The following is a 22,778-nucleotide window of genomic DNA, read 5'->3' as shown; positions in this document are numbered from 1 at the left end:
ACTCTTTTAGGATACTTTTTAACGAGAAAATACAGTTTCCCTACAAAAAACATGCAACAAGGGTATATAAGGAACAGGTTTGTCGCTAATCTTGTCTACAGTAATAGTTAGAAATGCAGGTGCTATTACTAAGCATAATATTTGATTACTTAATCACCTGTTTTAGGACAGTTGAAGTGCATTTACACCACTATATTATGAGACACCACCTTCATTTCACACCAAGGTCATAGCGTATCCATTCAAGATACTTTAGAGTTGGGCAATTCGCTTTTTTGCCATTGATAGGCAACGGGCTAAGTATTGTTACCAGGTAATGCAAATAGATGAATAAGCACTTTTCCTTCAAACACCTTCTTGCTTCTGGGCTAGTTATCAGCTTATTGGGTTGCTCAGGCATGCAAACCAGCAGCACCAATACTGATAACACAACAACAGAGCCTGCTTCAGCCGAAGCCACTATACCATTCAGCAGAGATACACTCTATGCACTACTGGTCGCAGAAGTCGCCGCCAACCGAGGCCAGCTGGACATCACCTTAGGCAACTATCTGCGCGAAGCCCATAAAACACAAGACCCTGGTGTTGCAGAGCGTGCCTATCAAATTTCTCAATACCTAGGCGAACCTCGCGGCGCATTAATTGCGTCAACCATTTGGGCTAATAATGATTCAGATAACCCTCAAGCAATTCAAGCTAATGCTATTGAGCTTGGCAAAGCAGGTAAGCTCAATGAAGCTGCTGAACGGATGAAAGAACTACTAGAAAAAAATGGTGATACTAAATTCGATATCCTTGCCATCAATGCCATTAATTTAAACCAGGCAGATCGCGACAAACTGCTAACCACCTATAACACTATTGCTAAAGAGTACCCTAGTAACCTTGAAATAAAGTTTGGGCAAGCCACTCTACTCCATCAAAGTGACCGCCATGATGAAGCTCTGCCACTTGCTAATCAAGTCATCTCAAAACAACCCGACAATATCCGGGCACTTATTCTTAAAGGCAGGTTACTATCCGCTTTAAAGCAGGAGCAGCAAGCCCTTAGCTTTCTGTCGAAGCAAGTAAACAAACACCCAGATAGTCGCCGCCTGCGATTACTTTATGCTCGTTTACTGATTCAAGCTGAACAGCTACCCAAAGCCAAACAACAGTTTGAGTACTTAGTTGCCCAAACGCCTAATGATGACACACTGCTCTATTCATTAAGCATTATCAGCTTTGAAAGTAAACTCTACGATCAGGCTAAGAGTTATTTTCAAAAACTGCTAGCTACCAATAAACGTAATGATGTTTCTCATTATTATTTAGGTGTAATTGCCGAGCAACAAAACAACGCCCAAGCTGCAATCCATCATTTTGAGCAAATAAAGCCTGGACAGTATTTATTCGATGCCTTTAAGAAAATTGCCCTACTTCTCACCAAACAAGGCGAAGCAGCAGAAGCCAGAAAACGACTCAAAGAAGCTCGTCAGGCCTACCCGAAATTTGCCCCAGAGTTTTATATTATTGAGTCTGAGGTGCTTGCTCAGCAAAAACAGTATCGTAGTGCACGTCAGCTGTTGAACAGTGCCCTGAAAAAGCACAAGTCGCACATTCGACTGCTTTATGCCAGAGCCATGATTTCAGAAAAGCTCAATCAAATTGATAGTCTGGAAAAAGACCTACGTAAAATCCTATCAATTAAACCTAATCATGCACTTGCCTTAAATGCTTTAGGCTACACACTGGCTGATCGCACTAGTCGCTACCAAGAAGCTAAAGAACTGATCGCCAAAGCTTATCAATTAACACCTAATGACCCTGCAGTTGTGGACAGTATGGGCTGGGTTGAGTTTAAGCTTGGCAATTTACCCGATGCCCTTAAATACCTAAAACAGGCTTATCAGGCCTTTCCTGACCATGAGGTCGCTGCCCATCTTGGAGAAGTTTTATGGGTCAGTGGCAAGCAAGAGGAGGCCTTATCCATTTGGAATAGTGCGCTGAAAGAGGAGCCTACTAGCGAAATCATTAAGAAAACCATGCGCCGCCTAACAGGCCAGCCTTGACATTTTTGTGTTCCCTTGCAGACTTATCGCCAAGTACTGCAAGGACTGTATTTGTTTGAACCACTTGTCCTTTGCCGCATCAGAAAACTTATCACAATTAAGCACAGTGAAAACTTCGTGAATAAAAGAGCCTTTATATTCTTAGTCAGTTGTTTATGGTTACCTGGTTGTAGTTGGTTGCCACAAATTCCTGACCCTTTTGCTGACAAACCACCTGTAGTGAAAGACCAAAATGCTAGCTGGAAAAAACACCTCGCCTATATCAATAGCGTTCAACAATGGCAACTTAACGGCAAACTAGGCATTAGAACCCCAGATGATTCCAACAGCGCGTATATTGACTGGCAACAGCAAGATAAAAAGTACATGATTTTACTTTCTGGTCCATTAGGTCAAAGCATTGCAAAACTCAACGGTGAGCCAGGCCACGTTGAACTCAACACCGCTGATCGTGGTCGTTATTTCGCTAATACACCGGAGCAGTTAATGCGCAATGAGCTTGGCTGGAACCTCCCTGTATCGAATCTTAAGTTTTGGATTAGAGGTATTCCTGCACCACAAGGTAACCAAACGATCAGCCTTAACCCCCAAGGTTTACTTGCTAAACTTAAACAAGCTGACTGGACTATTCATTATGATCGCTATCAGCAAGTTGGCGAAACTTGGCTCCCAGGAAAAGTTCGCTTTTTTAGTAAGCAATTAAAACTCACCTTTGTAATTAAAGATTGGCAACTGTCGCAATGACTCAGCAGTTAAGCAATATTCGACTACCATCGCCAGGCAAGCTGAATTTATTTTTACACATCACTGGTCGGCGAGCAGATGGCTACCACCAATTACAAACCTTATTTCAATTTATTGAGCTGGCTGATGAGTTAACTTTTTCTTTTCACCCCTACCCAGAAATTAAATTAGTTAGTGACCTCCCCTTCAGTTCTGAAGAGAACCTTGCATATAAAGCGGCTCTCGCCTTGCAACAAACGGCTCAAGTCAATCAAGGTGTTACTATTCAACTGGATAAAAAATTACCGATCGGCGGTGGGGTGGGTGGAGGTAGCTCTAATGCTGCCACAACCTTACTGGCATTAAATCAGCTATGGCAACTTAACTGGCCAATATCCCAATTGGCTGAGTTGGGCGTAACCCTTGGAGCAGATATACCTATTTTCATTCATGGGCATGCCGCTTGGGCAGAAGGGATTGGTGAAAAACTAACACCTGTCACACCAGATGAGCTTTGGTACTTACTCGTGATACCACAATGCCATGTCAGTACAGCAGAAATTTTTAACCACCCTAACCTGCCAAGAAGCACGACTCCTGTTACCTTCCAGGATTTTTTAGACAATCGTTGCCATAATGATTGTGAGTTTTTAGTAAGAAATTTATATCCTGGGGTTGATAAATGCTTCCGTTTTCTGAATAATCTCGGCCCCGTAAGGATGACAGGCACAGGTGCTTGTTTATTTGTACCTTTTGTACGTCATTCAGATGCAGCGAAAGCCTTTGACGAATTACCTAATGGTATGCAAGGCTTTATTACTAAGGGTAGCAACCAGTCAATGTTACATCGATGCTTGCAAAGCCTCTCGAAATAGCATATAAAACGCACCCAGCCAATCGAATGCAATTGGGGTGTAGCCAAGCGGTAAGGCAACGGGTTTTGATCCCGTCATGCGCAGGTTCGAATCCTGCCACCCCAGCCATTAATAATTCTCATTCCTCAAAAAAACGTCCAAACTCACCTAAGCCCACAAAAAAGGTAATTACCGTGTCCAAGATGATGGTGTTCGCGGGTAACTCCAACCCGGGTCTCGTACAAAAGGTTGTTGACCATCTAAACATCCCTATGGGTAGTGCATATGTTGGTCGATTCAGTGATGGCGAAGTGGCAGTAGAAATTAATGAAAATGTTCGAGGTAAAGACGTTTTCATCATTCAATCTACCTGTGCTCCCACCAATGATAACTTAATGGAGCTGATTGTGATGGCTGATGCCCTCCGTCGCTCTTCAGCCCAACGTATTACAGCTGTTGTCCCCTATTTTGGCTATGCAAGACAAGATCGCCGCCCACGTTCTTCTCGCGTCCCAATCAGCGCGAAAGTGGTTGCCGATATGATGGCGGCTGTCGGTATTGATCGAGTCTTAACAGCTGACTTGCATGCAGACCAAATCCAGGGGTTCTTTGATATTCCTGTTGATAACATTTATGGCTCACCCATTTTGCTGGATGACATTGAAAACCAGCGCTTCGAAAATATTATGGTAGTTTCACCTGATATTGGTGGTGTGGTGAGAGCCAGAGCTGTAGCCAAACGCCTCAATGCTGACTTATCCATTATTGATAAACGACGCCCAGCTGCGAACCAAGCTGAAATTATGAATATTATTGGCGATGTTGAAGACCGCACCTGTATTCTAGTGGATGACATGGTCGATACTGCTGGAACTCTGTGCCAAGCGGCCAAAGCGCTGAAAGAACGAGGTGCTTCAAAGGTATATGCATACTGTGTTCACCCAGTTTTATCTGGTCGCGCTTTAGACAATATCAACCACTCTGAGCTGGATGAGCTTGTCGTCACCAACACTATCCCATTGAGTGATGCCAGCAAAAACTGCGCTAAAATTCGCCAGCTAGATATGTCTCCACTCATAGCAGAGTCAGTACGGCGGATTTCTAACGAAGAATCAATTAGCGCAATCTTTCGTTGATCTCAAAAAGTTAAACATAAAAAAGCGGTCAATTTGACCGTTTTTTTATGGCTGCTTAACTTGTCTTTGCAGACAGTAGCCAAAAAATGCGCTATTATCCGCGCCTGCTTGTAACAAGCAGTTTTTTTAACCATAACTCTTGATTGTTTGGTCGCAAAACAACCCAGGGTTTTTTAGGAGATTCACATGTCAAACGAATTTACTTTAGCTGCAGAAAAGCGTTCCGACATAGGGAAAGGTGCGAGCCGCCGCCTACGTCGTGAAGCTGATAAGGCACCAGCTGTTATTTATGGTGCTGATAAAGCCCCTGAAAGCATTACTATTCTGCAAAAAGACATTTTAAAAGCGCTTGAAAATGAAGCCTTTTATTCTCACATTTTGACTTTAGAAGTTGAAGGTGAGAAGCAAGAGGTTATCTTAAAAGACTTGCAGCGCCACCCAGCTAAAGACTTTATCCTACACGCTGACTTCCTACGTGTAACTGCTGACCACAAACTAACTACTCACGTGCCTTTACACTTCATTAATGAAGATAAATGCGCTGGTGTTAAGAAAGGTGGTGTTATTACTCACAGCGCAGTTGAAGTTGAAGTACGCTGCTTGCCAGCTGATTTACCTGAGTTCATTGAAGTAGATATGACTGACTTTGACTTAGGCCAAATCATTCACTTATCTGACTTGAAACTACCTCAAGGTGTTGAGCTGGTTGAATTAGCACATGGTGAAAGCCATGACCAGGCTATTGCCAACATTCAAACACCTCGTGGTGGTGCAGACGAAGAAGCCGAAGAAGGCGAAAGTGAAGCATAAGCCGTGGCTAAAGCGACACAAAATGAGTCCATCCAACTCATAGTTGGATTGGGCAACCCAGGTGCTGAGTATGAAAATACTCGGCACAACGCAGGTGCAATTTTTGTTGAAATGTTAGCGCGCCAATATGGTGCCAACCTCCGTAGTGACAAAAAGTTCTCAGGTGAACTCGGTCAGATTACTATTGGCGGACAAGCTATCCGACTATTAATCCCAACCACCTATATGAATCTGAGTGGCCAAGCAGTTGGAGCACTGGCCAATTTTTACAAGATCCCTCCCCAAGCCATTCTGGTTGCCCATGATGAGCTTGACATCCCTCCTGGTACTGCACGCTATAAGCAAGGTGGTGGCCACGGCGGCCATAATGGTCTGAGAGATATCATCGCCAAACTAGGCAACTGTCGTGATTTTGCTCGTTTGCGAATTGGCATTGGCCATCCAGGTCATAGCAAGCAAGTGGTTAACTTTGTATTAAGTAAACCACCTCAAGCTGAGCAGCAACTCATTGATGATGCTATTAATACAGCAATTGATACCATTCCCGAGGCACTAATTGGCTCCTGGTCTACCGCTGTACAACAATTGCACTCGTTTAAAGCTAGCTAAATTTAAACAGGTTTACACACTATGGGTTTCAAGTGCGGTATTGTTGGCTTGCCTAACGTTGGCAAATCCACTCTATTTAATGCATTAACCAAAGCAGGAATTGGCGCAGAGAACTTCCCCTTTTGCACCATCGAGCCAAATGCTGGTGTAGTGCCTATGCCAGACCCCCGTCTCGATAAACTAGCTGCTATTGTCAATCCACAACGCGTTGTACCAACTACAATGGAGTTTGTTGATATCGCTGGGCTGGTAGAAGGTGCCTCGAAGGGTGAAGGTTTAGGTAATCAATTCCTAGCCAATATTCGTGAAACAGATGCGATTGCACATGTGGTCCGTTGTTTTGAAGACAGTAATGTAGTCCATGTTAGTAGCCAGGTAGACCCTGCTGCTGATATTGACGTTATTAATACTGAGCTAGCCCTGGCTGATCTAGAAAGTGTTGAAAAACAACTACAGCGCGTCGCTCGGGTTGCTAAAAGCGGTGATAAAGAAGCGATCAAACAAAAAGCTTTGTTGGAAAAATTGATTCCACACCTTAATGAAGGACATCCAGTACGATCTCTAGCACTAACTGATGATGAGAAAGCAGAAATCAAGCAGTTTCACCTGCTTACCACAAAGCCAGTTATGTATATTGCTAATGTGGATGAAGATGGCTTCGAAGACAACCCTCATTTAGATACAGTTGAATCAATTGCTGCTCAAGAAGGTGCAGTGGTTGTCCCCATCTGCAACAAGCTGGAAGCAGAAATTGCCGAACTTGAAGATGAAGAGAAAACAGAGTTCTTAGCTGACTTAGGCATGACTGAAGCTGGCCTGGATCGAGTCATTCGTGCTGGCTATCAGCTGCTGGGCTTGCAAACCTACTTTACTGCTGGGGTTAAAGAAGTCAGAGCCTGGACAACTAAAGTGGGTGCTACTGCTCCACAGTCTGCAGGTGTAATTCACACCGATTTTGAAAAAGGATTTATTCGTGCAGAAGTCATTAGTTATGACGACTTTGTTACTTATAATGGTGAACAGGGTGCAAAGGAAGCAGGCAAATGGCGTTTGGAAGGGAAAGATTACATCGTAGCTGATGGTGATGTTATTCACTTCCGTTTTAACGTATAAATTTTATTTCAACTAAACTGGCTGGAGAGTATAAAAAATATCCTCCAGCCGGTTTATTTTTTTAGCGTTTAAATTTTTCAATATAAAGGGTTGACAACTAAGTCCTAAATCCTGAAAATACGCCGCACTTCCTGGCTACGTAGCTCAGCTGGTTAGAGCACAGCATTCATAATGCTGGGGTCGGTGGTTCAAGTCCACCCGTAGCTACCAGTTTTTAAAGGAGTCAGCCGACTCCTTTAATTTTCCTAATGGGGTGTCGCCAAGCGGTAAGGCAACGGGTTTTGATCCCGTCATGCGCAGGTTCGAATCCTGCCACCCCAGCCATTATTTACTAACGAATTACTTCCTTTCTCCTATACCAGATTCAGTAAAAATGTTTTTCCGGTCTAAGCGAAAATTAGTTACTTCTCCTAAATTACTTTCTTGATAATCTGCAGCCAAAGTTACTCCATTAAAGTTAGCGTAAGCATGAAGCCCTACAAAATATTCTGTTTGCTGGGTTACTGCACTAACTTTACAGGTTTCATTATTACCATAGTAATATGGACGACAAGTGTATTTAGACAAACTTGGCTTACTTCCCACATTTACATATAAATCGCCATCCCCAGTTCCACCTGAAGTTTGAATCACTAAGTTTTTAGCACCTGCTGGCACGGTAATTTTATAGTATTTCCATTCTCCCTTATTTGCCCCCACATTGGTTACCGGCTTACCTTTAACTAATACCCCTACACCACTATTGTCGGATACTTTTACTTGTTTTTGAGTCTGATCAGTTAATCCATCATTATCCGTTACGGCTAAAGTGGCTGTATAACTACCTGCTTTCACATATTTATGAGTAGGATTAGCCGCAGCAGAAGTATTACCATCACCAAAATTCCACTGATAGCGAGTAATATTTCCATCAGGGTCTTTGCTCGTACTGACAAATTTAACAGTTAAGTCTGTCACCTGATAATTAAACCCTGCAACAGGAGCTTTTTTAGTGGTTCCGCCGTTATCGCCATCTGGAACTTTTCCACCAAAATAACCAGAAACTTGCGGCCAAATTTTACTAATTTTTACCCCCTGATTCGGGCAGCCACCATAATGGTGTAATCCAATTGCTTTATTAGTATCAGCTGCCAATACAGGCGATCCTGAGCTACCACCAATAGTGTCGCATAAATACCCTAAATCGGTTCCTGTACCTCTGCCATTTGCCGAAGGTACATCCACTCGACAACGATTTCCTGTGTTTTTATCGCTCTCTACAGCTAGCTCCTTAGGATTCCCTGAGCCATGTTGAGCAATATAAATTCTCTCTTGATTGGTGGGCTCACTAATATCTAACCCATAATAACCAAAGCTTTTTACTGCACTGAAGTTATCAATAGAGAATAAAGTATAATCAAGCGTGTAATCGGTTTTCAGCATGTCCTTACCCGATACTTTAGTAGTGGTCGCCATATTACCGCCACCACAAGCAGTACGCTGATAATTAAACCAAACTTCTGAGGCAGCCACCTTGCTTTGAGTACTCATACAATGATTATTGGTAAATACATGGTTATTAGCCCCCACTCGCCAAGCAGTACATAATGAGCCACCCATTACCAATCTTGCTACTGGTCGAGTTCGCTCAAACTCTACTGGGAAAGAATCCTTATAACAAATCGCATCTTTCCGTTGATTAGTACCACAGGTTGAAAAAGAGCTATCAATTAATGATTCAATCACTGCTTCTGGAAAGCCCTTTAAATAAGAGCCAATAATTAGTTGATTTGTTTGGGTATCCCACTCAACTTGTCTATTATTATGAAACTCTACAATTGCCGTATCCCCATTAACAGACATACTAGCCCAGGAGTTTTTACCATCTTCGCCAGCGTCTGCATCAAAAGTAAAGCTATCTCTATGGGTATTACTATAATGGTAAACTTCAGTGCCTGAAGGGTTAGAGATCGTGACGTAACTACCATCAGGAATATTAAAGTGTTTAAAGTGTACTTTAATAAAACTCGCATTAGGTTCAGTAATTATCAGCTTAGCATCACCTAACACTGTTCTGGAAAGCATGACATCTAGTGGTTTTTCCACTTTATCTGCAATTATAATGGGTGACGGATTGAAAAGGTTATTGCTATCAATAACTTCTTGACTAGCCTGTGCATGCAATAGTGGCGCAACACCAAGAACCCCTATAACCCCTAATGACACAACCCAAGCCGGATTTTTTTGATTGGCTATTTTCACGATCATCCTCCATGATATCCAGTCAAGCGTATAACCTTACAACTAATGAGTAGTTATCGATAAAATACTCGAGCATTTTAGCATAACAACTCATAGACACAGTTATACAGCACTCTTTTAGCTATATTCCCCGTAGGTACAATTAGTTAAAAGTACTTTTATTTATATCTATACAACTTTTTCAACTTTATCTTTCACCTGGTAAAGTATAGTGTGGTTATTATTAACAAGCGGATACACATTGATCATTTTTAGCTTTAAGCAGAAAAATAATATAGCTTTATACTAGCCAAAATAACCTAATATCTTGATAACAGAGGAAATACCAAGGTTCATTATCTACACGCAAAATAAGGTAATAGTTTCACACATACACTTTCACCAAGAAAAAATTCATAATTAATAGTAAATTGAAGGCAAAAACAAAGAAAGAAAGGAAAAATAGAATTTTTACTCGAGAAGTAGATTTATCAAAAATGAATGGCAACTCTATATTTTACTAAGCCAATACTTTCTTATTGGTTATTTCTACTAGCAACACCCACGACAAAAGAATACTTCTACTAAATAGGTTTTAAAAAAGGCAAATTTTTAAAAACCAATAATTCACTTAGTGTACGATTTATTTATTACTTTATAAGACCATTTACACCCCACTGAAGAAGCTTTACTACTTTAACTTTGAACTATAAATGCTCATTTATCAACCAGACTTAGCTCAAATAAAATACGATTAATCTACTTTACATATAAAGCAAAAGGTATACATCAGACAAAAAGCAATCTAACAAAAAGGTATTGAAAAGAAAGTTCTCTTATTTCTTTAATAAGAAATTATATGAACAATAAAAGACAGCAATAACAGTCAATCACTTTAGAGGTAAAATAGGTAGAAATACACAAAAGATTGTTAGAAAATAACAGACATCAGCAAGTGATCTGCTAATAAAGTAACATCATTAGCAGACCACTCAAACTTGGTTATTTATTGACATCTCTACTTTCAATTGCTTAGTCAACTTTAATGAGTCCTTAATGATACTTCCTGGCTTTTTGCTAACCGTCGCTTAAAGCCTTCCATGGTACGACGAATTCTGTGCAATCCCACAGGCTCTCGACCTGACTGATTTATTGGCTGATATTCGACTACAGTTATTTTATTTGGGTCTAGGTAATCAGCTTGTAGCCGTTTCATTATTAAGCTCCTTAAGTAATATTTTGGGACTTTTCTCTTATTTACTAGCAACAACACAGCCAAAATACATCCCATTTACGAAAAATAGTTCACGCTTTCCATATAAAAAATAAAACACTTATAAATCAATAAGATAATTTCTATTACAATTAATTGCTAAGTAATTGCATTATGAAATATATAAATACTTAGCAGTTATTCAGAAAATAGCCACCGTTCGAAGTATACTTGTTTGTTATTAATGATTATCAGTAATTTCCATAAGGCACTAGATGACATTTTTTTGAATTTGTAGTCAATTTCTTGCCGCTATTCACAAAACACAATGACGCCACTTGAATTATCTTCGACTATAGCCAAAGCGAATGGTATGGAGTTTTCGATACATAAATCTGCGGTCCTATAACATCACACACTAAGATGAAGTGGTTACTTTGCTTTAAATCTCTTGTCTTATCTTTTCCAGAACTCACTTTGTGTTAACTGAAACATCAATATAGATTATTTTATTCTATTTATATTAGAATACGATCTAACGGATACCCTTGATAACCCGAGCCTTGACCACAACCCTACGAAAATTAATAGCCCGTTGAGTACCACTACTGTCTATGCCTTTCAACAATAACAAACCACTTTTATCATCACTATCGTCCCCAGAGGTTCAACTAGCACAGTATTTATCTCAACATGAAGGCAGCATGAGTCAATCAGAACTAGAAGGCTTCTTATTCGCTATCAGCTGCTGCCCTAGCAGCCGTATTGGCAACAGCTGGCAGCATCAGGTACTTCCAAATCTACAAATCCAAGAACACCCCTCAGAAAACTGTCAACTGACCATGATTTTAGGTGATCTATTCCTGCTTACTCAGCAGCAAGTAACTAACCTAACCTATCAACTTCCTGTGAGCTGTATTCCCGACGTTAATCCTATCGATAACTTTGCCCCTGCTTCAACCTTTCATCAGTGGAGCCTAGGATTCATGAATGGTTATCTATTAACCTACGATCTCTGGCAAAGCTTTTTAGTAACAGAAAATCACCAAGAGTTTAATACAGCTATTTTTATCTTAGGCTTCTTTGCTAACCGAACAATAGCCGAAGAAGTATGTCAAGAAAATAGCTTAGGGGAATTCACTAAATTTTGCCTGTTATTATTGACTAAAATACCAGAAGCAATCGATACGATGAATCAATTTTGCCAGGGGCTGCATCATGCAATCATTAACACAACAGCTCTAGAGCAACAGTTATCAGACAGTTCAAGATTGATAGATGATAGTTAAAGCCATTAAATGGCTGTTGATTTTGTTGACACTAGTATTTAGCTTGGTTTTAACTGCTTGGCTAACAACCCCTTTTTGGCTTGAAAAACTGATTAATTATTATATTGCAACCTATGGTCTGCATTTTCAAAGCCAAAAGATCACTACTCGCTGGCCTATTCAAATTCATATTACCGACATAAAGTTATCAAACGCTGACAGTCAATCATTAATCAAAGCTGAACACTTTACGCTTTCTCTATCATTTTTAGCAAAGAGTCAGTCACCCATAGAACTAGGCCTTTCTATAAACAACAGCGCTGTTTGGTTGGAACGATTGAAAAATCTCAATATCGCCAAAGACAATAGTACAACGCCTGTCTCTTTAGCCATCAAGAAAGTGCTTAAGGTTCCAATTAGCTGGCATATTAATAACGCTAAAATACATAGCCCCCAGAATCCAACAACATCCTTCTTCAGTTCACTTGAGCAGTCCTCAATAGGACCACATTTAAGGCTAAGTTTACAACATAACCAACAGTCAATATTGACCGTTAATTCCAAGTGGCAAGTAGCTATCAATCAATTAACAGGTAAAGCTAGTCTCGCACCATCCCCCTTTATTAAACTACTAGGACTAAATAAATCATTACCTTTTATAATACCAGACAACAGTCAACTAACCGCTGATATAAAGCTTAATTTGCCCGACTTGTCTAACCTAACGGTTGATGATTTAGACTTTAGCTTTCTAAGAACAGCTCATTTTAAACGAATTAATGGCTATGGTTCAATCCAATATCAAGCAGTTTCTCCACAGGGGAAAATAGCGATTAATACTAATTGGAAACAACAACAGGGCAACTTCACCGCTCAACTAATTCCTATTATTCTATGGAACCACTCAGCGATACAATCCAGCTCAAAGCGTCAGAAAAAGAGCAATGACAAGACTGATGTTAATAGCCAGACAGCCATGCTACCGAAGCAAATTACCTTTTCCTGCCACACTCCCCTAGAGCTTACCTATCACTATCACCAACAACAAACTAATCTGACAGGTGAATGCCAAACAAAACTGCTCCACTCGCAATACCAATTACATTTAATTAACCAGATCGAAAGCATTAATCACCTCTCTCAGTGGTACATTTATACTAAGCTTGATGGTCAGTTAGCTCCCACAACAGAAGCGGTTAATCAACTAAACAGCCAGCTCAATGTAAATGTTCAACTAACAGCTAATGGCATTCACTTCAAGTTAATGGATAATGCGACAATTTCTTTAACCCAGCCTCAATTAAAACCTTATGCAGCAAATGCTGTGCAGCTGTTAGTTAGGCAACTATCAGCTGATATAACCGACTTAAACAAGCCAGTCAACAGCTTAAAACTATCCTCTCTTTTTGATATAGCTGTTAATCAGCCCACCTTTTCAAATCAGGTAATAAGTCCAAGAGTAATCAGCCAACACCAGCTAAAAATTGATAAGCAATTAACCAACTATCAAGGTGACTGGCAAATTGGCCTCTATGCCAATCTTTCAAATAAACTGCAATGGCAGTTAGCAGACAAATTAGCAACCATTAACTGGGATTTAAAAGTAAAAAATCTCTCACAGCTCACCAATCAACTAGCCCCGATAATACCCAACTGGCCCAAACAGCTTTCATTCCAAAGCGGCCAACTAACCAGTACTTTCACTGGCAAGATACTCTTCAAGCCTTTGCTACTATCAGGCAAAGCCCTAACTAAAATAAATCAAATCAACCTGTTGTATGAAAAAACTAAACTGCAAAACATTAATGGTGAGTTACAGCTTAGTGTAAAAAACAATCACGTAGTGTCCACTAAGTCGAGGGAAAACAAGATTAAGGCTGAATTAGTTGATGTTGGGATTCCTATTGAAACGGTATCAACACAATTGCAGTTTAATAGCCATCTAAACCAACCCGCTAAAACTAAACTGCACCTAAATCAACTGCAAGCCAAATTACTTGGTGGCAGCATAACAGCCCCTACACTCAACCTAATACCTTTTTCAAACCAGCAAATAACCCTATCAGTCTCAGCTGTGGATTTAGCCAAATTAGTTGCTTTAGAGCAACAGCCAACTATTACAGCATCGGGAAAAGTTAATGGTGTGCTACCGATTGAAATTATCAAGAATAAGCCTAGTATCAGCAATGGAACACTCCAGACTTCAGGTACTGGTTGGATTAAAGTGAAACAACCCACCATGGCTAATAACTTGTCAACTTCAAATGAAAACCTGAAACTCGTCTTTTCTGCCCTTACCAACTTTCAATATGATCAGCTTGCAAGCAATGTTAATCTAGCTCCAAACGGGGATTTAGTTCTAACTGTAAGACTTGCAGGAAAAAACCCTGACTTTTACCAGGGAAAACGCATACACTTTAATTATAAACAGGAAGAAAATATCTATTTGCTGATTAAAAGTCTTCAATTAGGTCAAGATATTGGCGAAAATGTTACAAAAAAACTCCAACGTCCTTCCAGGGATTGACTATGCAAATTAAGCTCAGCTATCTTCCAAGCTTACTACTATTGCTTACCGCTTGTACCCCAAAAGTAGAAGTAACGGCTCCTGACAAGCCAATAACCATCAACCTTAATGTAAAAATTGAGCATGAAATAAAAGTGAAGCTTGATAAAGAGCTTGATAAAGTGTTCAGCGATGATAGTGAGTTATTTTAGGAGGCAACCATGAATAAAGCCAAAATGAAATTACCTCTGTTATGCACGCTACTGGCTGTATTATTCACGCCACTTAGCTGGTCGCTTGATTTAAGAGAAGCTAAGGAACAAGGGCTTATCGGTGAACAACAAGATGGCTATTTAGGCTTGATTGTGAATCACCCTGAAGCTAGCCAAATCGTCAAACAAATTAATGCTAAAAGGAAAGCAAAATACCAGCAACTTGCTACCCAAAATGGTGTCTCATTACAAGCCGTCAGCCAGCTTGCAGGGCAAAAAGCAATTGAGAAAACACCTACTGGGCAATATGTCCAATCGGCCAATGGCAGGTGGATCAAAAAGTAAACTGACTAACCAGCCTTATTAGCCAAGATACATAAGTGTTACTTACCAGGTCCACTAAACTTCATACTGAGTAACACTCAAAGCTGGATATTTTTTATTCATCTATATAAGAAAATACTGCTTAAATAATTACCTGCGTGCCACCTGAATATATCAGTAAACTGCTATCCCCCATCAGTACAATGAAACCATAGTGATGGTAAGGCATCTTACGCCTACCTCATTTATATCAGGTTAGTTATTATACAGCACCATTATAAAGCACACACTTTTCATAAAGTTTAGAGATGAACTAAACATTTTGTCTGCTAGTGAGACAGTCTACTTACAGAACTATGAACTTAGCAGTATACAAGCAAAATAAGGTGACATCTTCTTCTCTATAATTGCCAACAAGCAGCGGTTATTAATTCATATACAAGTCGATGTCAGCCAATTACTTGGCATATGCAAAGTATTGAGGTAGTATTTCAGGAAGTGTCTTTAGTCTCGATCAATTAATACATCTTAATTTCCGTTCCTTTAAAGTACCCAGCGTACTTTCAAAGGTCGAGACAGTGGTGGTATTTAATAAAGGGAATCAGCCCCTAGCGGTATTGGGCTTATTTTGCGTTCAGCTACTTACCTGGCAGTGACCTCTATTGTAGGGATATGCTTTGTAAGTAGAAAGCTTGGCAAGTAAAGATTTGCATGCAAATGTAATAAGCAAGCAAAAATAGTAGCTTACCAAGATCCCAAAGCGATTAAATTTGAATAAGACATTTCGAAAAATTAAAGTTTATCCTGCTGGCCTATAAGTCAATCAGACCTGGCCAGACAAGTTGGCACTATGGCTAAAGCAACTGCGGCCAAACATAAAGGTACTGTACTGCAACGAAATCAGTAGCGTTGCCTACATTAGTGTCATATTGGATTACGATGCATCATACCCTTTAGCGGGTATATTTATGAAATGTCGTTATTTATCCTTTTATTTACGTTAGCCACAGACTGACAATGAATTATTGAATATAAATACTGAAGTGAGAAATAAATGAGAAAATACGTTTGTATACGCGCACTAAATTTAAGAGATGCGAAGCTGGGCCTATCCAACCAAGGTGCCACTATAGTAAGAAGCAACGTAGATCAAGTAGACCCGGCTTTTCGTAATCTGGTTTATGGGATGGAAGCTAAAGGCCTGAAAAATAAGATTGATGAATGCCCATTGTTCTGCTTTTTAATTGAAGATAAAAAGGATATCGATTTTAACCTATTTAACGAAGTAGAAGTTTCTTTCCCTATGGAATGGTTTGAATCTGCAAAATCAACCGTACGTCATCTAACTGGCCTTGCTTATTGCGAAGCAACTAGTGAACTTGCTAATGGGCTTGAGTTAAAAGATCAAAACCGTAAAATAGTCTATCAACGCCCAAAAGCCGTTTAAAATATACACACATAAAGTATTTAACACTTCAAAAGCAGAACAAAGCGATACAGTCATCTCAATAGCCATTTTAGCTGTGGCTACAGCATACTATTACACCAAACCGTTGTACTAACGAGATGACTGAGCTACCTTAACTATATTGTAAATACGATGCTAGCTAGTACATTGCTAAACGTTTCCGGATCTAATCCATAATTATAAATTTTTAACAAAATATCGGGGTTTGTTGCTACTGTCACAAACACCATATCGGTAATCGGACCAACCTTTACCTCAGCATGATATAAATCAATTCCGCTTTTTTTACTTATATAAAAATTACCTGAATTAAAGTAATTTCCTTTATTTGTTAATGCTAAACGCCAAATATAACGCTCATAATAGCCAGTCGGCTCAGGTTGTTGGGCAGTTTTTAAAAACATTATTTCCGGATAGTTACTTACCCGAAACTGACTTTTAGAAAAAGCCCTTGGTATAGCCAGTACAAAATCTTTTTCGGCTACTTGTTCAATCAATATTCCTGTTTGATTTTGATAAACAATTTGTTTTCTTATCAAAGTTGACTGATGCATTTCACCATAAACAGGCACTTTTAGTTTAAAAGCAGGGGTTTGAATTATTTCTGCTTGCTCTAGACCCATCAAGATTGGATATGGCTTAAACACAGCCACCTCATTACAAACCACAGACTGGCAATAGTCATTTTTTTCTAATAACGAAGGGATACCTACACAGGCTGGCAACGAGGAGCTCAATACCAATATTCCTAAATACTTCAAATAAGTGCTTTTCATAACATAAACCAATCCATCAGTAGATTTTAGCCTCGCCGGCAGGTCTATTCTTAAACCGGCGATGAAGCCAAAGATACTGCTCAGGATGCTGTTTAATATGGCCTTCAATCAAAGTATTTATTTTTGCTGTATCTGCAACTGGGTCTTCAGAAGGAAAGTCATCCATTGGTAAGGTACATTTTATATGATAACGCCCCTGCTGATCTCGATGGTAAAGTATCATCGCCACCTTAACCCCTGTCTGTCGGGCAAAGTCAGTCGGACTAGTAATGGTAGCGGCTTGTACTCCAAAGAAGGGAACAAAGACACTTCGTTTTAACCCCATATCATTATCTGGCAAAATAATCCCTAATTCACCCTTCTGCAAAAAATAAAGCAAATCTTTGACTTTTTTTCGAGGAATAAAACGCGCTTGATATTTCTGTCGAGACTTACCGCTTACATACTCATAAACAGGATTATCATGAACACGATAAAGTAAATTATAAGATACCTGCTGGCCAAATGCTCTAGCCACCATTTCTACTGACGTCATATGCAATCCACACAGCAAAACACCTTGTCCTTGTGCCAGCAGCGCTCGTATATTATCTACTCCTTCGATCGTGTAAAGTTGTTTTATTTTCTCTTCACTACTCCACCAGACCAATCCGGGTTCAATAATTGCAAAGCCCACTGCTTCAAGATGACGCTTTAATAATTGTTCACGCTGTTTTGGTGATAGTTCAGGAAAACAAAGCGCCAGGTTTTTCCTCGCTATATTTAAGCGTCTTCCTCCTATTTTGTATAACAAACGGCCTAGCAAAATACCAATCTTATTTAACCAGGATAAAGGAAGCTTTGCCAACAACCACAAAATACCTATTACTAACCAAATTCCCCAGTACTTAGGGTGAGCTAGCGGCCATTTAAAACTATAGCCATGTAAATATTCTTTTTGATTTACTGGTTGTTCAAATTGATTATATTTGCTCAATTTTGCTCTCTTATTATACTCTTCACAAATGGTTTTTAAGTTTATTAAACCGACCTACCCTAAAATCATCTTATTTATAAAGTAAACTACAACAACCGACTAAGTTACCAACCTCATAATGTTAAGCAACACCCCATAGGCAAAAGCAAGAAACAACAATAGACACAGCCAATAACTACAAACAAAAAAACAATTATTCTTGTTTTACTTATCTACCGGCTTCTGCGCAACTGTATTCGACCAATTAATTACTTCACAACGATATAAACACTGGATGCAATTCTAAAGGATAAGAAGTTGCTGAGATTATATACCCATTACAATTTCATTACCTATTGCTACGCAGCCTGGCTTTATCATGTTAAATACTGCCAGAAAATTGGCACTCAATAATAACCCAAAGCCCATAACTGAGCACTCTCTTTGTCCAATACAAATGACATTTATCATCCATTATTCCCACTCACTCAAATAACAACAAGTTTGTTAGAACTCACCACCAGTATAATTTTTCCCTCAGATACTGAGCCAAAAAGGCTAGACTATAAACAAAAATGATAATAATTATCAGCAAGTGATGATAGCCTACCAAACCCTGAGTGTTAACTCTTCAGGCAAGATTGAGTATTAGCGAATCTATTCTCTTCACATCTGCACTGATTTGTTTGACTATAGAAACTTTGTGAGTAAAAACTAATCGTTTTCTTTCTGGTCAAATAAAGTAGAAGGTGTTTAATTAATAGACATACTCACTAATAGTTAAGAACGCAACATTAGCTCTACTACTAGCAAAACGTGTTTTAGTTGGAGGAAGTTACATGCATTGCTTCAAATCTGAGTTAGAAAACATGTTAGGCATTCTCTCTATACCCTATGCTATGTACTTACTTTACAAAATTCGCCAAGAAGAAAAAGTATTATTGGGTGGCAAATAGGTTAGACTTGTACTCATTCACTATCACTTCTTGAAAGCTATTCTGTCTAAAAAATGCTTTTTTTGTTCGGTTTGGTAATAGTTAATTACCAATAAGCCCTTCACCTCTCTTTAAATAGTAGAACGCGATTAAAATACTACTAATGTTTTGCTGTTATCGACAAAAATACTATAATTACCAATATAAATAGAATATTAGTCTCATAACTAAGAGAGGAAGCGCTGTCAAGTAAACTAGTTAAAGTATTACAATCTAAAACTAGGTTAGAATATTAAACCTATTATTTGGTTTAGTGCCAAGTACCTGTGTGATAATAGGAGTCAGCGTATGAATAGCAAGCCTAAGCTCGCTGCCAGGTATGTTAAGTCAGAAATTGACAACGTTTTTGGTATTTTGTCATTACCCTATGCGTATTTCTTAGCTTACAAATTAGCAAAAGAAGAAAAAAATTTAGTAGGGAAATAACTTTTTTCCCCTACTTATTATGCACAACAAACATGATGAAAAACTTAGCTACTTAATTTTGAGTACAAGTTTAGTGTTTAATGTAGTTTGTTGAGCAACTTGTTCGAGGCCCACCTGTCTTAAATCTGCTATTACTTTGGCAATCCGAGGCAAATTTTCAGGCGAATTACAACCTTCTTTGACAAAACTAGGCAACATATCAGGCGCATCCGTTTCAAGCACTATACTTTCAAGTGGCAAGCAGACAACCAGCTTACGCAGCTTACTTGCCCTTAAATAGGTCACAGCACCACCAAATCCCAGTTTAAAACCTAGTTCAATAAACCGGTGTGCCTGTTGCTCACTACCTGCAAAAGCATGCACAATCCCCCCTTCTTTAAACTTAGTCTGTCTTAATAACTTTAACACTTGATCATGGGCCTTTCTTATATGTAGCACAATGGGTAAGCATGCTATTTTTGCCACTGCAATTTGCTGCTGCAACAATTCATACTGTTTATCAAAACTCGTTTTTTCAAGCATAAAGTCCAGTCCAATCTCACCAACAGCTACTGGCTGATATTGAGATAAGGCAGTTTCTAGTTTTATTAAGGCATTCTGATTATGCTCAGCAAGAAAATAAGGGTGTAAACCAAATCCATAGGTCAATGTCACCCCAGCATTTTGATTTTTCAATAAATCCAACTGACGCCGCCAACCTGCTTCACTGACACCAGGCACAAATATAGAGTTAACCTGCATCTGCTTGCAGTTACTCAAAACTTGTGACCGATTATGGTCAAACTCGTTAAAGTCAATATGACAGTGGCTATCAAAATAGTTTATTAACACAATAGCTAATTACTCTTTTTCAACAATTTAAGTTCATCAAGCGCTTTATGGCGCTGCTTTTTAATTATCTCTAATTCTTCCTCTAATGCTTCTCTACGTTTTAAATTGGCTTCCTCTGCTAACTTTTCTTTGAGCTGATTCTGCTGTTCTTTCAATTTTTTTAAGATCTTTTTAATCGAGTGATACTGTTCAGCTTTTTCTCTTGGTGAACTAGCCAAAAATGCTTTTACTTTAGCCAACCACCGCTTAGCTTTACGCTTCATCTTGAACTACCCTCATCGCGGCGCTCTCTTTAGTATCTCTTGCAATTCTGAACGATCCAACTCAATTTCACCCTTCAATATCAACAGCTCTGCAGCTCCCTGACTCATTGCGATTACCGCACCTTCGACTAAATGTCTGCAAATATCATAGACATAGCTATTATCATTTAGCAATGAACTAGCTATAAAAGGATCAATCGCCTTATTCCGAATCAGCTTCTCTAAGGTACCACTCGTCGCAATATCCTGCTTCTCAATTTCCAACTTGATCATTTCTGCCTGACTTAAAAACTTTCGACTGGCCTCTAGCTCAAAATTCTGATTTATCAATCGTAATACATCCGCTATTTGAAATCGGAGTCTATCATATTGCTCTCTGGCAACCTTATTGTCAGACAGACCATAGACAATTAAGTTCTTTGATAAGTGTTTTGCATCTTTGACAGCATCAATTAAATGACGGGCTGCTAGCATTAAAGCAATAGCCTGATTACCCTGCTCAGTGGTCATATAACGGCGACTATCACCAACAAAGCGAATAATATCTGAATAAATACCTTTTAAAAAACGTTGATAAACATGTTCTACTGTCCATTGCTGTTGGCTCATAGGCGAATTCTTGATTATTTTTTCCAGACTATGACTAGATTTAACGTCTGCACTTGCTAATTGAATTGCATAGCAAATCACCTCAAACGTACTATTAAAAAGCACCAGAGACTCTTTTCTTAAAGCACTGATTGCAGTATCGGCATAGCGCACCGAAGCTGGATTTAAATAATAAGCTCTAACAACTGGAAGTTCTGCTTTCCCACTTAAATCAACTTCTATAGAAACCTTTTCAGGTAACCACTTCACTAACTGACTTTCTAAAATACCAACAAAGGGCAGTAATAAAAACACTCCTATTAAATTAAATATGGTATGAAATAAAGCTAGTCTTAAAGTGTAGTCATCACTGCTAATCATTAGCCAGCTGGCAAGTAGATTAGCGCAATAGGTCACTTGTTTAATAAATAATAGAGTTGCTATACCCGTAAGCAAATTAAAAATAACATGTGCTAACGCCAGGCGTTTACCCTGAACATTAGCTCCCATTGCACCCATAATTGCTGTGAAGGTAGTCCCCACATTGGCGCCGATGGCAATAGCTACAGCATTTTCATAATTTACCTGGGCAGAAGAAAGTGCCGTAATAATAAGCAATAGTGTTGCATGACTAGACTGCATTATTACTGTAGCAATAATACCAACTACAGTATAAATAATTAACCCCTCAACACCACCAACAGCATATTGAGCAAGCTCAAACCCTATTCTAAATGCTTCAAATCCTTCCTTAATATAATGAATTCCGAGAAAAATAAAACCTATGCCCAATAAAATATAACCTGTACCTTTTCGATAACTGCTTTTTTGAATCAAAAACAACAAGCCAAAAACCAGCATCGGCATGGCATAAGCTGAAATATTCACTTTTAAACCAAATCCAGCAATTAGCCATGCTCCAGTGGTTGTGCCAAGATTTGCACCAAAAATAATCCCCAACCCTTGTCTTAGTCCTAACAAGCCTGAACTTATAAAAGAAATGGTTAATATGGATACCAGTGAACTGGACTGCATCAGGGTAGTGGCTATCACACCAAAGCTAAAACTTTTCCATAACCGGTCAGTTGCTACATTCAGAATGTTTTCAATCAAACCACCCGTGAATGCATTAAACCCCTTCTCAAGGGATATCATGCCGTATAAAAATATCGCTAACCCAGCCGCTATGGTTTGAACATCTTTACTTAGCCAAAAACCGTAGCTTAGAACAACAATAAGAATTGGTAGTGCTAGCTTTTTTATCATCTTGACAAAGTTAACGACTGATCTTGCCAAACTCCCTGGCGGAAGCTACAGGTAAACTATGGTATAAAGGGTATTCTAATGCTGCATACTGGAAATAAGGAATCAATATTTAGAAGATGCAACACTTAATAGAGTATAGCCAAAGCGAATGATTTTTAGGGGCTAGCTTAC

Annotated in this window: 20 protein-coding genes and 3 tRNA genes; 16 read left to right on the top strand and 7 right to left on the bottom strand. The window is 39.2% G+C overall.

Annotation, left to right across the window (positions count from 1 at the left end; all coding sequences use genetic code 11):
* The first annotated feature begins 326 nt into the window (after window positions 1-326).
* The 10 genes from G4Y78_RS07585 to G4Y78_RS07540 all read left to right on the top strand — a co-directional run bounded on the left by G4Y78_RS07585 (window position 327) and on the right by G4Y78_RS07540 (window position 7,620).
* Window positions 327-2,051, top strand: coding sequence for a tetratricopeptide repeat protein (locus tag G4Y78_RS07585; RefSeq protein ID WP_163832456.1), 1,725 nt, complete (start codon window positions 327-329; stop codon window positions 2,049-2,051).
* A gap of 117 nt (window positions 2,052-2,168) precedes the next feature.
* A complete protein-coding gene (gene lolB, locus G4Y78_RS07580) occupies window positions 2,169-2,795 on the top strand; it encodes a lipoprotein insertase outer membrane protein LolB (RefSeq protein ID WP_163832455.1) in 627 nt (208 codons plus the stop codon).
* Window positions 2,792-3,649, top strand: coding sequence for a 4-(cytidine 5'-diphospho)-2-C-methyl-D-erythritol kinase (gene ispE, locus G4Y78_RS07575; protein WP_163832454.1), 858 nt, complete (start codon window positions 2,792-2,794; stop codon window positions 3,647-3,649). Before lolB ends, ispE begins: the two co-directional genes overlap by 4 nt.
* Window positions 3,650-3,682: 33 nt before the next feature.
* Window positions 3,683-3,757, top strand: a tRNA-Gln gene (locus tag G4Y78_RS07570).
* Between the two features lie 65 nt (window positions 3,758-3,822).
* A complete protein-coding gene (locus tag G4Y78_RS07565; RefSeq protein ID WP_163832453.1) occupies window positions 3,823-4,764 on the top strand; it encodes a ribose-phosphate pyrophosphokinase in 942 nt (313 codons plus the stop codon).
* Window positions 4,765-4,950: 186 nt separating this feature from the next.
* Window positions 4,951-5,574: a 50S ribosomal protein L25/general stress protein Ctc gene (locus G4Y78_RS07560; RefSeq protein WP_163832452.1), complete on the top strand. Its 624-nt coding sequence runs from the start codon at window positions 4,951-4,953 to the stop codon at window positions 5,572-5,574.
* A 30-nt stretch (window positions 5,575-5,604) separates the two neighbouring features.
* Window positions 5,605-6,183 carry an aminoacyl-tRNA hydrolase gene (gene pth, locus G4Y78_RS07555; protein ID WP_456242956.1) on the top strand — a complete coding sequence of 193 codons (579 nt, stop codon included), beginning with the start codon at window positions 5,605-5,607 and terminating at the stop codon, window positions 6,181-6,183.
* A 21-nt stretch (window positions 6,184-6,204) separates the two neighbouring features.
* Window positions 6,205-7,296: a redox-regulated ATPase YchF gene (gene ychF, locus G4Y78_RS07550; RefSeq protein WP_163832450.1), complete on the top strand. Its 1,092-nt coding sequence runs from the start codon at window positions 6,205-6,207 to the stop codon at window positions 7,294-7,296.
* A 133-nt stretch (window positions 7,297-7,429) separates the two neighbouring features.
* Window positions 7,430-7,506: transfer RNA gene (locus G4Y78_RS07545), tRNA-Met, on the top strand.
* 39 nt (window positions 7,507-7,545) lie between these two features.
* Window positions 7,546-7,620, top strand: a tRNA-Gln gene (locus G4Y78_RS07540).
* A 15-nt stretch (window positions 7,621-7,635) separates the two neighbouring features.
* Here the strand turns inward: G4Y78_RS07540 and G4Y78_RS07535 are convergent.
* Window positions 7,636-9,537 carry a PKD domain-containing protein gene (locus G4Y78_RS07535; protein ID WP_163832449.1) on the bottom strand — a complete coding sequence of 634 codons (1,902 nt, stop codon included), beginning with the start codon at window positions 9,535-9,537 and terminating at the stop codon, window positions 7,636-7,638.
* A 1,021-nt stretch (window positions 9,538-10,558) separates the two neighbouring features.
* A complete protein-coding gene (locus G4Y78_RS07530) occupies window positions 10,559-10,732 on the bottom strand; it encodes a hypothetical protein (RefSeq protein ID WP_163832448.1) in 174 nt (57 codons plus the stop codon).
* 611 nt (window positions 10,733-11,343) lie between these two features.
* Between G4Y78_RS07530 and G4Y78_RS07525 the strand changes: the two genes are divergently transcribed.
* From G4Y78_RS07525 to G4Y78_RS07505, 5 genes are all read left to right on the top strand, one after another.
* Window positions 11,344-12,018 (top strand): UPF0149 family protein, encoded by a 675-nt coding sequence (locus tag G4Y78_RS07525; RefSeq protein ID WP_268935059.1) that lies wholly within the window; start codon window positions 11,344-11,346, stop codon window positions 12,016-12,018.
* Window positions 12,008-14,524 carry a YdbH domain-containing protein gene (locus tag G4Y78_RS07520; RefSeq protein WP_163832446.1) on the top strand — a complete coding sequence of 839 codons (2,517 nt, stop codon included), beginning with the start codon at window positions 12,008-12,010 and terminating at the stop codon, window positions 14,522-14,524. The genes G4Y78_RS07525 and G4Y78_RS07520 overlap by 11 nt, the downstream gene beginning before the upstream one ends.
* Window positions 14,525-14,526: 2 nt before the next feature.
* Window positions 14,527-14,715, top strand: coding sequence for a YnbE family lipoprotein (locus G4Y78_RS07515; protein WP_163832445.1), 189 nt, complete (start codon window positions 14,527-14,529; stop codon window positions 14,713-14,715).
* Window positions 14,716-14,724: 9 nt separating this feature from the next.
* Window positions 14,725-15,060 carry a YdbL family protein gene (locus tag G4Y78_RS07510; protein WP_230425710.1) on the top strand — a complete coding sequence of 112 codons (336 nt, stop codon included), beginning with the start codon at window positions 14,725-14,727 and terminating at the stop codon, window positions 15,058-15,060.
* 1,033 nt (window positions 15,061-16,093) lie between these two features.
* Window positions 16,094-16,486, top strand: a complete 393-nt coding sequence (locus tag G4Y78_RS07505; protein WP_163832444.1) for a hypothetical protein — start codon at window positions 16,094-16,096, stop codon at window positions 16,484-16,486.
* Between the two features lie 137 nt (window positions 16,487-16,623).
* Here the strand turns inward: G4Y78_RS07505 and G4Y78_RS07500 are convergent, their stop codons facing one another.
* Window positions 16,624-17,268, bottom strand: coding sequence for a hypothetical protein (locus G4Y78_RS07500; RefSeq protein ID WP_163832443.1), 645 nt, complete (start codon window positions 17,266-17,268; stop codon window positions 16,624-16,626).
* Window positions 17,269-17,299: 31 nt separating this feature from the next.
* Window positions 17,300-18,259, bottom strand: a complete 960-nt coding sequence (gene lpxL, locus G4Y78_RS07495; protein ID WP_163832442.1) for an LpxL/LpxP family Kdo(2)-lipid IV(A) lauroyl/palmitoleoyl acyltransferase — start codon at window positions 18,257-18,259, stop codon at window positions 17,300-17,302.
* Window positions 18,260-19,521: 1,262 nt separating this feature from the next.
* Between lpxL and G4Y78_RS07490 the strand changes: the two genes are divergently transcribed.
* The gene (locus G4Y78_RS07490; RefSeq protein WP_163832441.1) at window positions 19,522-19,659 is read left to right on the top strand and encodes a hypothetical protein; all 138 of its coding nucleotides are present in this window, start codon (window positions 19,522-19,524) and stop codon (window positions 19,657-19,659) included.
* 48 nt (window positions 19,660-19,707) lie between these two features.
* Here G4Y78_RS07490 and G4Y78_RS07485 read toward each other — a convergent pair whose 3' ends face one another.
* The 3 genes from G4Y78_RS07485 to G4Y78_RS07475 are packed head-to-tail and all read right to left on the bottom strand — an operon-like array spanning window position 19,708 to window position 22,607.
* Window positions 19,708-20,490 (bottom strand): TatD family hydrolase, encoded by a 783-nt coding sequence (locus G4Y78_RS07485; protein WP_163832440.1) that lies wholly within the window; start codon window positions 20,488-20,490, stop codon window positions 19,708-19,710.
* Window positions 20,491-20,495: 5 nt separating this feature from the next.
* The gene (locus tag G4Y78_RS07480; RefSeq protein WP_163832439.1) at window positions 20,496-20,753 is read right to left on the bottom strand and encodes a hypothetical protein; all 258 of its coding nucleotides are present in this window, start codon (window positions 20,751-20,753) and stop codon (window positions 20,496-20,498) included.
* A gap of 12 nt (window positions 20,754-20,765) precedes the next feature.
* Window positions 20,766-22,607 carry a Na/Pi cotransporter family protein gene (locus tag G4Y78_RS07475; protein WP_163832438.1) on the bottom strand — a complete coding sequence of 614 codons (1,842 nt, stop codon included), beginning with the start codon at window positions 22,605-22,607 and terminating at the stop codon, window positions 20,766-20,768.
* Window positions 22,608-22,778: the final 171 nt, after the last annotated feature.

The organism is Spartinivicinus ruber (genome assembly GCF_011009015.1).
GTDB lineage: Bacteria > Pseudomonadota > Gammaproteobacteria > Pseudomonadales > Zooshikellaceae > Spartinivicinus > Spartinivicinus ruber.
This window is presented reverse-complemented; position numbering and strand designations above follow the sequence as displayed.

Bases quoted from the DNA above. Each gene is read 5' to 3' on its own strand.
- G4Y78_RS07525 (WP_268935059.1), top strand. From the start codon at position 11,344: ATGCCTTTCAACAATAACAAACCACTTTTATCATCACTATCGTCCCCA.
- G4Y78_RS07510 (WP_230425710.1), top strand. From the start codon at position 14,725: ATGAATAAAGCCAAAATGAAATTACCTCTGTTATGCACGCTACTGGCT.
- G4Y78_RS07475 (WP_163832438.1), bottom strand. From the start codon at position 22,607: ATGATAAAAAAGCTAGCACTACCAATTCTTATTGTTGTTCTAAGCTAC.
- G4Y78_RS07515 (WP_163832445.1), top strand. From the start codon at position 14,527: ATGCAAATTAAGCTCAGCTATCTTCCAAGCTTACTACTATTGCTTACC.
- ychF (WP_163832450.1), top strand. From the start codon at position 6,205: ATGGGTTTCAAGTGCGGTATTGTTGGCTTGCCTAACGTTGGCAAATCC.
- G4Y78_RS07490 (WP_163832441.1), top strand. From the start codon at position 19,522: ATGAATAGCAAGCCTAAGCTCGCTGCCAGGTATGTTAAGTCAGAAATT.
- G4Y78_RS07520 (WP_163832446.1), top strand. From the start codon at position 12,008: ATGATAGTTAAAGCCATTAAATGGCTGTTGATTTTGTTGACACTAGTA.
- G4Y78_RS07505 (WP_163832444.1), top strand. From the start codon at position 16,094: ATGAGAAAATACGTTTGTATACGCGCACTAAATTTAAGAGATGCGAAG.
- G4Y78_RS07585 (WP_163832456.1), top strand. From the start codon at position 327: ATGAATAAGCACTTTTCCTTCAAACACCTTCTTGCTTCTGGGCTAGTT.
- G4Y78_RS07530 (WP_163832448.1), bottom strand. From the start codon at position 10,732: ATGAAACGGCTACAAGCTGATTACCTAGACCCAAATAAAATAACTGTA.
- G4Y78_RS07480 (WP_163832439.1), bottom strand. From the start codon at position 20,753: ATGAAGCGTAAAGCTAAGCGGTGGTTGGCTAAAGTAAAAGCATTTTTG.
- G4Y78_RS07560 (WP_163832452.1), top strand. From the start codon at position 4,951: ATGTCAAACGAATTTACTTTAGCTGCAGAAAAGCGTTCCGACATAGGG.
- ispE (WP_163832454.1), top strand. From the start codon at position 2,792: ATGACTCAGCAGTTAAGCAATATTCGACTACCATCGCCAGGCAAGCTG.